12 protein-coding genes are annotated in these 13,508 nt (G+C 66.4%); 4 read left to right on the forward strand and 8 right to left on the reverse strand.

The features are described from left to right. Window positions 1–66: 66 nt before the first annotated feature. Window positions 67–1,524 carry a 30S ribosomal protein S1 gene (gene rpsA, locus J5M86_RS06895; protein ID WP_188060810.1) on the forward strand — a complete coding sequence of 486 codons (1,458 nt, stop codon included), beginning with the start codon at window positions 67–69 and terminating at the stop codon, window positions 1,522–1,524. Window positions 1,525–1,713: 189 nt separating this feature from the next. Here rpsA and J5M86_RS06900 read toward each other — a convergent pair whose 3' ends face one another. After that, window positions 1,714–2,466, reverse strand: coding sequence for an SDR family NAD(P)-dependent oxidoreductase (locus J5M86_RS06900; RefSeq protein WP_188060809.1), 753 nt, complete (start codon window positions 2,464–2,466; stop codon window positions 1,714–1,716). A gap of 35 nt (window positions 2,467–2,501) precedes the next feature. Between J5M86_RS06900 and coaE the strand changes: the two genes are divergently transcribed. Then, complete coding sequence (gene coaE / locus J5M86_RS06905; protein ID WP_188060808.1) at window positions 2,502–3,797, forward strand: dephospho-CoA kinase; 1,296 nt, start codon at window positions 2,502–2,504, stop codon at window positions 3,795–3,797. Here the strand turns inward: coaE and J5M86_RS06910 are convergent. After that, window positions 3,782–5,089: a sodium:proton antiporter gene (locus J5M86_RS06910; RefSeq protein ID WP_188060807.1), complete on the reverse strand. Its 1,308-nt coding sequence runs from the start codon at window positions 5,087–5,089 to the stop codon at window positions 3,782–3,784. The two genes, coaE and J5M86_RS06910, sit on opposite strands and share 16 nt — an antisense overlap. A 50-nt stretch (window positions 5,090–5,139) precedes the next feature. Further along, complete coding sequence (locus tag J5M86_RS06915; RefSeq protein ID WP_188060806.1) at window positions 5,140–5,910, reverse strand: YwiC-like family protein; 771 nt, start codon at window positions 5,908–5,910, stop codon at window positions 5,140–5,142. A 376-nt stretch (window positions 5,911–6,286) separates the two neighbouring features. Here J5M86_RS06915 and uvrB point away from each other — a divergent pair, with 376 nt between their 5' ends. Together uvrB and J5M86_RS06925 are read left to right on the forward strand one after the other, a co-directional pair. Next, window positions 6,287–8,392 carry an excinuclease ABC subunit UvrB gene (gene uvrB, locus J5M86_RS06920; protein ID WP_188060805.1) on the forward strand — a complete coding sequence of 702 codons (2,106 nt, stop codon included), beginning with the start codon at window positions 6,287–6,289 and terminating at the stop codon, window positions 8,390–8,392. An 88-nt stretch (window positions 8,393–8,480) separates the two neighbouring features. Further along, window positions 8,481–8,825, forward strand: a complete 345-nt coding sequence (locus J5M86_RS06925; RefSeq protein ID WP_244328526.1) for a DUF3817 domain-containing protein — start codon at window positions 8,481–8,483, stop codon at window positions 8,823–8,825. Here J5M86_RS06925 and J5M86_RS06930 read toward each other — a convergent pair. The 5 genes from J5M86_RS06930 to J5M86_RS06950 form a co-directional block, all read right to left on the reverse strand. Beyond that, the gene (locus tag J5M86_RS06930) at window positions 8,804–9,688 is read right to left on the reverse strand and encodes a DMT family transporter (protein WP_244328527.1); all 885 of its coding nucleotides are present in this window, start codon (window positions 9,686–9,688) and stop codon (window positions 8,804–8,806) included. The two genes, J5M86_RS06925 and J5M86_RS06930, sit on opposite strands and share 22 nt — an antisense overlap. After that, entirely contained in the window at window positions 9,685–10,434 is a 750-nt protein-coding gene (locus J5M86_RS06935) for a C40 family peptidase (protein ID WP_208965122.1), read from the reverse strand. The genes J5M86_RS06930 and J5M86_RS06935 overlap by 4 nt, the downstream gene beginning before the upstream one ends. Continuing rightward, window positions 10,424–11,089 (reverse strand): MBL fold metallo-hydrolase, encoded by a 666-nt coding sequence (locus J5M86_RS06940; protein WP_188060804.1) that lies wholly within the window; start codon window positions 11,087–11,089, stop codon window positions 10,424–10,426. The genes J5M86_RS06935 and J5M86_RS06940 overlap by 11 nt, the downstream gene beginning before the upstream one ends. Window positions 11,090–11,158: 69 nt before the next feature. Further along, the gene (locus tag J5M86_RS06945) at window positions 11,159–12,997 is read right to left on the reverse strand and encodes a glycoside hydrolase family 15 protein (RefSeq protein WP_188060803.1); all 1,839 of its coding nucleotides are present in this window, start codon (window positions 12,995–12,997) and stop codon (window positions 11,159–11,161) included. 66 nt (window positions 12,998–13,063) lie between these two features. Continuing rightward, complete coding sequence (locus J5M86_RS06950; protein WP_188060802.1) at window positions 13,064–13,498, reverse strand: GDSL-type esterase/lipase family protein; 435 nt, start codon at window positions 13,496–13,498, stop codon at window positions 13,064–13,066. Window positions 13,499–13,508 lie beyond the last annotated feature (10 nt).

Below are 13,508 nucleotides of genomic sequence, written 5' to 3' on the forward strand. Positions count from 1 at the left end.
ATTCCGGTGGTTCGACGGGACGTCCTTATTGTCCAACTCAACCGTCCACCAAAGGTTTCCTACTACATGACTACCGCTACCACCTCCCAGATCGCGATCAACGACATCGGATCCGAGGAGGAGCTGCTCGCCGCGATCGACGCGACGATCAAGCACTTCAACGACGGCGACATTGTCGAAGGTGTCATCGTCAAGGTCGACCGTGACGAGGTTCTGCTCGACATCGGTTACAAGACCGAGGGTGTCATTCCCTCCCGCGAACTCTCCATCAAGCACGACGTCGACCCCACCGAGGTCGTTTCCGTGGGCGATGAGGTCGAGGCCCTGGTTCTCCAGAAGGAGGACAAGGAAGGCCGTCTGATCCTGTCCAAGAAGCGCGCACAGTACGAGCGCGCCTGGGGCACCATCGAGAAGATCAAGGAAGAGGACGGCGTCGTCACCGGCACCGTCATCGAGGTCGTCAAGGGTGGCCTCATCCTCGACATCGGCCTGCGCGGCTTCCTGCCCGCCTCGCTGGTCGAGATGCGTCGTGTGCGCGACCTGCAGCCGTATGTCGGCAAGGAGGTCGAGGCCAAGATCATCGAGCTCGACAAGAACCGCAACAACGTTGTTCTGTCGCGCCGTGCGTGGCTGGAGCAGACCCAGAGCGAGGTCCGTACGACCTTCCTCAAGGAGCTGCAGAAGGGCCAGGTGCGCTCGGGTGTCGTCTCCTCGATCGTCAACTTCGGTGCCTTCGTCGACCTCGGCGGTGTCGACGGCCTGGTGCACGTCTCGGAGCTGTCCTGGAAGCACATCGACCACCCGTCCGAGGTTGTCGAGGTCGGCCAGGAAGTCACCGTCGAGGTGCTCGACGTCGACATGGACCGCGAGCGTGTCTCCCTGTCGCTGAAGGCCACCCAGGAAGACCCGTGGCAGCACTTCGCCCGCACCCACGCGATCGGTCAGGTCGTGCCGGGTAAGGTCACCAAGCTCGTTCCGTTCGGTGCGTTCGTGCGCGTCGAGGACGGCATCGAGGGCCTGGTCCACATCTCCGAGCTGGCCGAGCGCCACGTGGAGCTGCCGGAGCAGGTCGTCACCGTCGGCACCGAGCTCTTCGTCAAGGTCATCGACGTCGACCTCGAGCGTCGCCGCATCTCGTTGTCGCTCAAGCAGGCCAACGACGACGCTGCCGGCGCGAGCGAGTTCGACCCGACCCTCTACGGCATGGCCGCCGAGTACGACGACCAGGGCAACTACAAGTACCCCGAGGGCTTCGACCCGGAGACCAACGAGTGGCTCGAAGGCTTCGAGTCGCAGCGTGAGACCTGGGAAGCCCAGTACGCCGACGCGCACTCGCGTTACGAGGCGCACCAGGCCCAGATCGAGGCTGCTCGCAAGGCCGACGCGGAGGCTGTCGCCACCGCTGCGACCGCACCGACCTCGTACTCCTCGGGTGGCAACGACACCGCCGCCGCTCCGGCCGAAGGCACGCTCGCCTCGGACGAGGCACTGGCTGCTCTTCGCGAGAAGCTGACCGGCAACTGATTCGGTAGGAATCGGCAAACGCCCCGCTCACTTTGGTGAGCGGGGCGTTTGCGTACTTGGGTGCGGGTTCGGCCGGGGCGCTTGGTTTCGGCGAAGACCACACAAACCGGACGCATATCGCACGTTCTCATGTCGAAAACGTGTGTTTTGCGTCCGGTTTGTGCGGTGGAAGTTCGGTTCGTGCGCGGTTCAGCCGCGGCCGAAGAGGGTGCCGCCGTTGACCTGGAGGATCTGCCCGGTGGTCCAGCCGGCGTCGGGGGCGGCGAGGTAGGCGACGGCTTCGGCTACCTCCACGGCGGTGCCCGGCCGTTTCATCGGGATGGGTGCGGTGCGGTCAGCGATGATGCCGGGATCAGCCGCGATACGGCCCTGCCAGAAGTCGGTCTCGGGGACGAACCCGGGCGCTACCGCGTTGACCGTGATGCCCTCGGGTGCGAGCTCGCCGGCGAGGCTGAGCACCCACGCGTTCACCGCCGCCTTGGCAGCACCGTAGGCACCCGAGCCACGCAGGGCCGCAATGGAACTCATCGCGATGATGCGGCCGCCCGGTCGCGGCATGTGGTCGCGCAGCGCCTGCGTGATGAGGACGGCCGAGAGCACATTGCCGTCGAAATCGGCGCGCCATGCTTGGGCCGTTTCGGCCAATGTCTTCGCGCCGAGGCCGTAGTTTCCGCCGGCGTTGGCCACGATCACATCGATGGGCGCACCTGTTCGAAGTTGCCCGGCGAGTTCCTCGACCTGTTCGGGCACGGTGAGATCGCAGGTGCGGGTGGCGATTCGTGCACCGGGCGCCTTCCCACGTAGCTCCTCGGCTGCGGATTCGAGGGGTTCGGCTCGTCGGCCGACCAGCACGAGTTCGGGGGTCTCGGCCAGGAATCGGTGGGCGATGGCCTTCCCGATTCCAGTGCCGCCGCCGGTGATGAGAATGCGTCGAGTGCTCACCGACTCAGCTTATGACCCGGGTAGCCTCGGGCGTCATGATGCGTATCGGGCTGAGCGGCGGGATCGGGTCAGGTAAGTCGACGGTGTCCACACTGCTGGGCAACCTGGGGGCGACCGTCATCGACGCCGATCAGATCGCACGAGCGGTCGTCGAGCCGGGAACGACTGGGCTGCAACAGATTCAGGAGACCTTCGGTGAAGAAGTCATCGCCGACGACGGCACGCTGAACCGCCCAGCACTGGCCGCGATCGTCTTCGCCGACACCGATCGTCGCAAGGAACTCGAGGCGATCACGCACCCGCTGATCGGCGAGCGTACGGCGCAGCTGTTCCGAGAGGCGCCGGCCGATGCGATCGTCGTGCACGACATGCCGCTGCTCGTCGAACTCGGCCAGACCAACAGTTATCACCTCATGGTGATCGTCGACGTCCCGGCGCACGTTCGGCTCGACCGCCTGGTCGAGCAGCGGGGGATGACGCGAGCCGACGCGGAGAAGCGGATTGCTGCACAAGCCAGCGATGAACAGCGACGCGAAGCTGCGGACGTCCTCCTCGACAATTCCCGCGGCCTCGCCGAGCTGGAGCAAGCAGTGAAGTCCCTGTGGCACAACCGGATCCAGCCCTATGCCGACAACCTCCAGCACGACCGTCCGGTGCGCCGGCCCGACACGGTGCAGATCGTCGACCCCGATCCTGATTGGGCTGTCCAAGCCCGACGGCTGTGTCGGCGGATCGCCCATCAACTCGACGCAGCAGGATTCACCGATGTCCGAATCGATCACATCGGCTCGACCGCGGTGCCCGGCTTACCCGCCAAGGACGTCATCGACCTGCAGTTGCAGGTGACGGATCTCTCGGTGGCACATCAGGAGGTGGGTGATCGGGTCACTCGGACGCACGGTGCCGAGCACGTCGATTCGGCGCTGGTTGGTTGTTCGTTCAAGGCTGCGCTGAAGGGCGCCGGCTTCACCGGCCTGCGTCCGAACGAAGATCATGCTCAGGCGTGGGCGCCCGATCCCGACCTGTGGCGCAAATACTTCGCCAATGGCGCCGACCCGGGGCGACTGGTCCATCTGCACATCCGTCAGGCCGGCGGCCCGGCGTCCGAGATCGCGTTGCAGTTCCGCGACTGGTTGCGCGCCGACGACACCGCCCGCGACGCGTACGCGCATTTCAAACACGCGACCGCGCAGGCGCACCCGGGGGGAACGCCAGACACCAAGCAGGACTACGTCGAGGCGAAGGAGCCGTGGTTCGCCCAAGCGCTCCCCAAAGCTCGCGCATGGGCTGAGCAGACCGGTTGGGCGATCGAGGGTCACCCGTTGCGCTGACGCGCGCGGTCGAGCCAGTTGACGACGGGGGAGGCTGACATGCCGTGCACGAGCACCGAAAGCGCCACGGTGAAACCGGCGATCGACCACAGCTCGGCGGCATTGTCGAGCTGAGAATGCGCTGTCGCGTACGCGAGGTAGAACAGCGTGCCGATGCCCCGGACGCCGAGGAAGGCCGTCGCCAGTCGCTCGCGAGGGCCCAGCACACCGTCGCCCGCTCGATCGATCGTCCCCGGACTCCACAGCGCCAGCCATGCCGTCACCGGCCGGACGACGAAGATCAGCAGTAGGCCCACCAGCGCGCCCGGCCAGGTGAGATCTCCCAGCATGCCGTCGGTGAGCGCTGCTCCCAACAACAGCAGGAGCAGCAGGGTGAGCAGGTGCTCCAGTCGTTCGATCACGCCGTGCATCTGGTCGTGGTATTCGTGCGTCGGTTCGCTGGCGCGCATGCACAGGGCGCAGACGAAGACCGACAGGAAGGCCCAGCCGTGCACGAGTTCGCCCAGACCGTACGCGATGAACGGTGCAGCCACGATGAGCAAGGGGTCGCCCAGGTCGGCGAAGCGCATCCCCTTGGGAGCGCGGAAGGCGAGCTTGCCCAGGAGCGTGCCCACGACCCAGCCGACCAGCACGCCGATGAGGGTGCGACCGATGAGTTCCCAGGCGATCCAGGCTGGCGCCCATGACCACACCGATCCGGCGCTGAGCATGGAGAGGCCCGCGACGACGAAGGGGAATGCCGCGCCGTCGTTGAGTCCGGCCTCGGAGGTCAGCGCGAAGCGCACCTCGTCGTCCTCGTCCAATGCATCGTCCGAGACGTCGACGGTTGGGCCGCCGACCTGGACATCGGATGCCAAAACCGGGTCGGTGGGTGCCAGAGCGGCGGCGAGAACAAGTGCAGCACCGGGCACGAGACCGGCCAACCACCATCCGAGGGCAGCGGTGATTGCGATCGCGAGTGGCATCGCGATGAAGATCAGACGCCAGGTGGCGTTCCAGCGCTGCCAACTGCGGCGCGTGCGTTGCAGGGGTCGGTCAAGGGCCAGGCCGACGCCGGTCAGCGCGACGATGATCGTCACCGTCGTCAGCTGCTCCGCGAGCGCCGGGTGGTCAAGCGGGTGCAGGGTCACCCCATCCGGTAGCGGCACCAGACCGGCCGCCAGTCCGATGATGAGCAGCACGATCGGGCTGGAGATCGCGCGGTTCTCGGTGAGGCGGGGGAGCAGCAGGCCGACGAAGAGGGCCAGTCCGACGATGAGATAGGCGGCGGCCAGGACGGTCGACGGGCTCATGCGGAGGGCGCAGAAACTGTCATCCCGCAAGTGTCGCAGCCGCGGGGCGATCAGGAAGCCAACAGGGCCGCCACGATCACGGCGGCGTGAAAGCCGAACTCTCGCTTGCCGACCTGCTTGGGAGACAACGGCATTCGACTGAAGAACCAAGCCCTCGCCGTCAGCGTGGCGAATATCACGCCCACCGGCCAGAGCCCGAAGGAAAGCGCGACTGCGGTGCAGGCGACATGCCAACCGACGGACGCCGCCAGAAAGCGCGGGTTGCCGCGTTCGCGGATCATCGTCTTCACGTAGAGCAGCGTGCCCACCAGGTAGCCGAACTGGATGAGGGAGAGTCGCGTCGCCGCGGCGATGTCGAGGGGTCCGGCCGCGTCCATGATCACCGCCGTGAATCCGGCAGCAGCGATGACCGTCGCGATGCCTGACGCGAGCGCCCGATCTTGCCGCCGGGCGGTCATCCAGAGCCCGAACCCCACCAGCGGCGCGAAGGCGGCAGCCCACCGAGCCAGGCCCGGCTGCATCACCAGGACGAGCGCGCCAAGGGGCACGAGAGCAGCGGTGTAGGCGCGGACCGGCGGCAGGTAGCGCGCCTGACGCCGGGACTTCAGCCACAAGCCGACGGCGTTGAACCAGAGGTAGCCGGTGAACCAGGTGAGCACGAGCGGGACCTGCACCAGGGCTGGCCCAGCAGCGATGACCCCGACGAGCACCGGACTGGCCAGCATCGCCCAGGCGCCGTGCTGCTGAGGGACCCAACCCGGCGACTTGCGGGAGTGTTTGCGAGGTTGGGTTTCGGGGCGTCTGAGTGCGGTCTCGCTCACCCCACCAGCGTACTACTACTCACAGTCGTAGACCGCGCGGCGCGTGCGCGATCAGCCCCTCGCCCAGCAGCGTCTTCAGGGCTTCTCGCACCGGGATGTGACTCAATGCCGAAGAGCGAGGCGACCTCGTCCAGCGGGATGGCGGTGCCAGGCTTGACCTGGCCCGAGATGATCACCCGGCGCAGTTCACCCAGCACCACCGGACCTGTGGAATATCCCGCCGGTGGCCGTAGCGCCCGAATGAGGGCGGAGGAGTCGTTCAGAAAGGTCATCGGCATCTTTCGGCAGTCGGCACCGGCCTAATGTGCCGAAGTTCGAGCCGCGCTGAACAGCACCAGGGAGCCTAATTGTCGGTGGTCGGTCTTACGGTTGACCCATGCGCCCCACCACAGACCTCCAACGCCGCGTCGCTCCGTTCGAAGTGGTCTCGGAGTTCACTCCCAGCGGTGACCAGCCGACCGCCATCGCCGACCTCACCCGCCGCATCAAGGGCGGGGAGCAGGACGTCGTGCTGTTGGGTGCGACGGGCACCGGTAAGTCGGCGACGACAGCCTGGCTCATCGAGCAGGTGCAGCGCCCGACTCTTGTCATGGCTCCCAACAAGACATTGGCCGCCCAGTTGGCCAACGAGTTCCGGGAGTTGTTGCCCAACAATGCTGTCGAGTACTTCGTGTCGTACTACGACTACTACCAGCCCGAGGCGTACATCCCGCAGACCGATACCTACATCGAGAAAGACTCCTCGATCAACGACGAGGTCGAACGCCTGCGCCACAGCGCCACCAACTCCCTGCTCACCCGGCGTGATGTCATCGTCGTGGCATCGGTCTCGTGCATCTACGGCCTGGGCACGCCCCAGGAGTACGTCGACCGCATGGTGCGGCTTCGGGTCGGGCAGCAACTCGACCGCGACGACCTGCTCCGCCGGTTCGTGCAGATGCAGTACACCCGTAACGACCTCGCCTTCACCCGCGGCACCTTCCGCGTACGCGGCGACACCGTCGAGATCATTCCGGTCTACGAAGAACTCGCGGTGCGCATCGAGTTCTTCGGCGACGAGATCGAACGCATCTACACGTTGCACCCGCTCACCGGCGAGGTGATGCACGAGGAGGACGAGATGTACGTCTTCCCGGCGTCCCACTATGTCGCCGGCCCGCAGCGCATGGAGCGCGCGATCGGCGGCATCGAGAAGGAGCTCGAGCAGCGCCTCGAGCAGTTCGAGAAGCAGGGCAAACTCCTTGAGGCACAACGGCTGCGGATGCGCACGAGCTATGACATCGAGATGATGCGCCAGGTCGGCTCCTGCTCCGGTATCGAGAACTACTCGCGGCACATCGATGGCCGGTCGGCGGGCTCTGCACCCAACTGCCTGCTCGACTACTTCCCCGAAGACTTCCTGCTCGTCATCGACGAGTCGCACCAGACCGTCCCGCAGATCGGGGCGATGTACGAGGGCGACATGTCGCGTAAGCGGATGCTGGTCGACCACGGTTTCCGGCTGCCCAGCGCCATGGACAACCGACCGCTGAAGTGGGAGGAGTTCCTCGAGCGCATCGGGCAGACGGTCTACCTCTCGGCGACGCCGGGCGATTACGAGATGGCCAAGTCCGACGGCTATGTCGAGCAGGTCATCCGGCCGACCGGTCTGGTCGACCCCGAGATCGTCCTCAAGCCCACCAAGGGTCAGATCGACGACCTGCTCCACGAGATCCGCGAACGCACCGCCAAGAACGAACGCGTGCTGGTCACCACGCTCACCAAGAAGATGGCCGAAGATCTCACCGATTACTTGCTGGAGAAGGACATCCGGGTGCGCTACCTGCACTCCGAGGTCGACACCCTGCGCCGCGTGGAATTGCTGCGAGAGTTGCGCCTCGGCGAGTTCGACGTGCTCGTCGGCATCAACCTCCTGCGCGAGGGCCTCGACCTGCCCGAGGTGTCGCTGGTGAGCATCCTCGACGCCGACAAGGAGGGCTTCCTGCGTTCGGCCCGGTCGCTGATCCAGACCATCGGACGTGCAGCCCGAAACGTCTCCGGCCAGGTGCACATGTACGCCGACAAGATGACGCCGTCGATGCAGGAGGCCATCGACGAGACGCAGCGTCGTCGCGACAAGCAGCTCGCGTACAATAAGGAGAAGGGCATCGACCCGATGCCGCTGCGCAAGAAGATCGCTGACATCACCGACATGCTGCAGCGGGAGGACGCCGACACAGACGCTCTGCTGGGCAGTGGTCGCACCCAATCACGCGGCAAGGGCAGAGGTGGACGTGGAGCCGCGGCCGCTGATGCCGAGGTCGCAGGCGGTGCGCGCACCCAGAACATGCCAGCGGCCGAACTGGCGCAGCTGATCCAGGAGCTCACCGAACAGATGCACCAGGCAGCTGCCGATCTGCACTTCGAGTTGGCAGCACGGCTTCGTGACGAACTGTCCGACCTTAAGAAGGAGCTACGACAGATGACGGCGGCCACCAGCTGAGTGAACGCTCGGTGCTGCGAGTGGGGCAGACCAGTCGGCTCAGGCACCTCGTCGCCGCGGCAGGCTGGGCGTTGCTTAGGGTTGGGGCGTGTCCGACGTGAATGTTGCAACCCACCCGTCCGCGAAGCTGTTCAAGATCGCTGCCATTGCCGAGGCCATTTCCTGGATCGGGCTATTGACCGGCATGTTCTTCAAGTGGGTGGTGAAGTCGTCCGAGATCGGTGTGAAGATCTTCGGTCCGATCCACGGCGGCGTCTTCATCTTCTTCGTCGTCAGCTGCCTCTGGGTGGCCTTCACCCACAAGTGGTCGGCCAAGCACCTGGTGCTCGGCCTGCTGAGCAGCATCCCGCCGCTGGCCACGCTGTGGTTCGAGAAGTACGCCGAGCGGCACGGCCTGCTGCGCCGCGACCGTCAGTCGGCTGTCGCCGGCTGACGTGATCGTCGGGCGCTGCCCATCACGATGATGCTGGCGGCGACCACCAGGGCCATGCCCACCAACTGCAGTGGCGCGAGGGTCTGCGACAGGATGATGAGTCCCGCCACCGCAGCGACAGCCGGCTCGAGGCTGAGCAGGATGCCGAACACTGACGCAGCCAATCGGCGCAGCGCGAGCAGTTCGAGTCCGTAGGCGAGCAGGGTCGAGAGCATCGCCACGCCGAATCCCTTGACCAAGATCTCCGGCTCGATCAATCGGCCACCCGCTGTGGCGATTCCGATCGGCAGTAGCACGATGGTGTTGAGCGCCAACGCAATTGCGAGTCCGTCCAACTGGGCGAACCGGTGCGCCGTGTGTCCTCCGGCCACGATGTACGCCGCCCACATCGCGCCGGCTGCCAGGGCGAATGCGATGCCCACGTGATCGAGGTCTGCCCACGGCGTCCAGAGGGCCTCGGAGATGAGCATCACGCCGACGGCGGCCGTCCCGACGGCGATCAGATCACGCCCACGTCGCGAGAGCGCCGCGGCCAGGGTCAGCGGCCCGAGGAACTCGATGGTCACCACGACCCCGATCGGCAGCCGCGCGAGAGCCGCGTAGAACGCGAGGTTCATCAAGCCCAATGCAGCCGAGTAGAAGCCGACGGCTCGCCAATCGGCAGCACTCCGCCCCCGCCACCGTGGCCGCACCAGCAGCACGATCACACCCGCCGAGAGCGCCATCCGCAGCGCCACGGTGCCGACGGCGCCGATGCTCGGCACCAGTGTTGCTGCGAGGGCGCCACCGAATTGCACCGACACCACAGCCGCCATGACCAGGGCGACGGGTGGCACCCGATCGATCGAGGAGCGGATCCTCACCGAAGGATGCGTCCAGCGCAGCTGAGGGTCTCCAATCGTTGCGGCGAGAGCACTTCCTCGGTCACGCCTGCACCCGTTTCCGGTGCATGGATCATGCTTCCGGGCGAGGTGACGATGCCCACGTGGTGGATCGACGCGCCCGGCTTGGCGAAGAAGTAGAGGTCTCCGGCACGCACCTGGTCGAGCGGCACGTCCTGCGATGCGCGGTACTGGTCGTCCGCGTCGCGGGGCACCGACCATCCGAGCGAGCGGGCGCTGTGGTGCACCAAGCCGGAGCAGTCCAGCCCTTCGGCGGTGAGCCCGCCCCAGAGATAGGGCAGCCCCAGGTGGGTGCGAGCCTGCTCGACGTAGGCGCTGGGTTCGATGTCTGCGGGGGAGTCGTCGCGTGGCGCGTCCTCGGATCGAGGAGCCTCGTCACCGAGGTGAGCCTGCGGCACCCATCCGGGATACCCCTGCGGGTGCCGACTGCTGGGCTGCCACGGGCAGGTGACCCGCGCCCACCCGTCACGGGTCTCGTGGATGTCGACGGGTTCGCCGAAGGACAACTCCGAGTCGATCACATCGAGCAGGCCGCCCCTGCCCTCCGCCCCTTCGATCTCGTGCTCGTCCATGCCCGCCAGCCATTCCTGATGATCGGGCTCAGGCCGAGTCATGGGCGCGTCGATCGGGCGCAAGGCCTCGGGCGCACGCCACAACCCGGTGGCCTCCACAACGACGTACGCGCGCTTCACCGCGTCACCAACCACGTGCTCGCCACTCCTTCAATGCTGGTCGTTCCGTTCCGATGGTGGTGTCGTTCCCGTGACCCGGATAGACGGCGGTCGAGTCGTCGAAACATCCGAAGAGACGTTCCTCGACGTCGTCGATGAGTTGCGGGAAGGACTGGTAGTCATAGTGATCGGTCGCGCCGACGCCGCCGGGAAAGAGCGTGTCGCCGGAGAAGAGATGGCTGCGGCCATCCGATCCGGCGAACGAGTAGGCGATCGACCCGGGAGTGTGCCCGCGCACATGCGTGCAGGTGATGGTGAGGTCCCCGACGGGGATGGTGTCGCCGTCCGTGAGCCGTCGATCAGTGGGCACCTCGATCTCGTCGGCATCGTCCGCGCCGGCGAGTGTGGGGGCGGCCAGGGCGTCCTTGGCCTCGGCCAGCGCACCCACGTGATCGAAGTGCCGGTGGGTCGTCGCGATGCCGACCACTCGTGCGTCCGCCTCGGAGATCATCGCCTCGATCAGCGGCCAATCTGCGGCGGCATCAATCAACAAGGCGGCACCGGTCGCGGCGTCCTGCACGAGGTATGCGTTGTTGCTCATGCTGCCCACGCTGCGTTTGGTGATGCGTGCGTTTCCGGTGTCGAGCACCTGGGCGGGTCCGCCCGGCTCGACCTTTCCGTCGTAGTTCATGGCTCCCTCTCGTCGGTGGTGCCGTCTCCCCGGCGGCAACCACACGCCACGATAGTTCGGCGTGCAGGGTTACCGGTCGGTCGCCCCGCCGTCCGCGGTTCGGGCATCTGCGCGTGCCAGTTCGACGGCGGCGCCCACCAAGGTCAGGTGGCTGAAAGCCTGTGGGAAGTTGCCGACCATCCGGTTGTTCTCGACGTCGTACTCCTCGGCCAGCAGGCCCACGTCGTTGCGCAGGCCGACCAGGCGCTCCATCAAGGCATGGCCATCGGCGACCTGCCCGGCCCTGGCGTAGGCCGAGACGAGCCAGAAGGAGCACGCGAGGAACGGGTGCTCGTCGCCGGGCAGGCCGTCCACCCCGGCTTCGGTGCGGTACCGCAGCAACAGGCCGTCCCGCATGAGGTCCTGCTCGATGCGTTCGATCGTGCCGAGCATGCGCGGGTCGTCGCCGGGCAGGAACCCGACGAGCGGGATGAGCAGCAGGCTGGCGTCGACCTCGGTGGTCTCGTAGTGCTGCACGAAGGAGTTGATCTCGTGGTTGAAACCGCGTTCGAGGATCTCCTCACGCACGGTCTCCCGCAGCGACTTCCAGTCGTCGACCGGGCCCTCGTAACCGAATTCCTCGACGGCGCGGATGGCTCGGTCGAACGCTGCCCAGACCATCAACCGGGAATGGGTGAAGTGACGTAGGGGTCCACGGATCTCCCACAGGCCGTTGTCGGGTTCGTCCCAGTGCCGAGCGAGGTTCTCGACCAGTGCCCGCTGCACCGCCCACGACTGGTCCGACTCCGTGATGCCCATGGATCGCGCGTCATCGAGCGCCACCATCACCTCGCCCAGCACGTCGGTCTGACGCTGGTCGACGGCGCCGTTACCGATCCGCACCGGGCGCGAATCGGCGTAGCCCGGCAGGTGGTCGAGTTCGCGTTCGGGCAGTTCTCGACCGCCGTCGACCGCGTACATAATCTGCATGTCCTCGGGGTCACCAGCGATCGCGCGGATCAGCCAGTCGCGCCACAGGTCGGTGGCCTCCACGAAGCCAGCACTCAGCAGTGCTTCCAGGGTGAGGGCGGCATCGCGGAGCCAGCAGTAGCGGTAGTCCCAGTTACGTACCCCGCCGAAGTCCTCCGGCAGACTGGTCGTCGGGGCTGCGACGATGCCGCCGCGGCGGGTGTCGGTGAGCAGCCGCAGCACCAACAGCGAGCGGACGACCGCCTCACGGTAAGGGCCCTCGTAGCTGGTCTGTGCTGCCCATGCCTCGGAGGTCTCGATCGTCTTGGCCATGCGACGTGCGACATCGGTCGACTCCGGGATCGGCTTCCACGAGGCGAACCAGTTGAGGATGAACTCTTCACGCTCACCGGCGCGCATCGTCCACCGGTCACGGTGCGTTCCGTCTTCGGCGTGCGGCCGCCGTGAACTGCGCATGACGAGCATGTCGGGTCCGGCGATGGCGACCAGCATGTCGAGGTCGCCGTCGGTGCGGTGCGAGATCCACGGGCGGGTGCGGCCGTAGTTGAAGCGCACGATCCACTCGTGCTGCATCTCCACCTCGCCCTCGAGGCATTCGACGATGCGCACCAGGTCGGCGCGTTCCATGCCCAGCGGCATCAGGTCGGTCACCTTCACCACACCGGTCGCGGTGCGGTGGGTGGTCTCCAGGATCGAGGTGTTTCCGCAGTATTCGCGCGTCGTTTCGGAGTCGGTGAACGGACGCAGCAGCCACCGTCCGTGTTCGGCATGACCGAGCAGCTTGGTGAAACACGAGGCGCTGTCGAAGCGCGGCAGGCACAGCCAGTCGATCGAGCCGAAGCGGCTGATCAGTGCAGCGGTCTCGGTGTCACCGATGATCGCGTAGTCCTCGATCGGGGTGAGGGAGGGTTCTCGGGCGCGGTCGACGTCGTCCAGCATCGGGTCAGATTAGGACACGGCGCGGCGTCTTCGGACGCCGCGCCGTGTTCTGTGATTCGTGATGGCTCAGGCGAGTCCGAATGCGCGCGCGGTGGCGGTGGCCATCGCGGCATTGCCGGCGCTGGTCGGGTGCACCGGAGCAAGATTGCCCGGGTCGCCGAGGGGCGCGACCCACGCGGCTGCACCGGCGCACGAGTCGTGCCCGGCGGAGATCGCCGGCAAGTCGACGTGGATCGATCCGGTGTCGGTCGCGGCCTGCTTGATCACGCTGTTGAGGGTGGCCTGGATGTCGTTGACATAGGCGAAGTCGCCCTTGGCGAGGAGGGTCTTGGCCTGGCACGCCGCGGTCGGCACCGCAGGCAGCGCGTTCTGGTAGCCGAGGATCGCGACCTTCGCCTTGGGTGCCTTCGCGTGTACTGCCCGGAGCGCGGCAACGACCTGCGGGTAGGTCTTGGTGCGGAGGTCGTTTGCCGCAAGCCCGGTCTTCCCATATGGACGCATGACCAAGTAT

The sequence above is a fragment of the Yimella sp. cx-51 genome (assembly GCF_017654605.1).
In the GTDB taxonomy this organism is placed as follows: Bacteria; Actinomycetota; Actinomycetes; order Actinomycetales; family Dermatophilaceae; genus Yimella.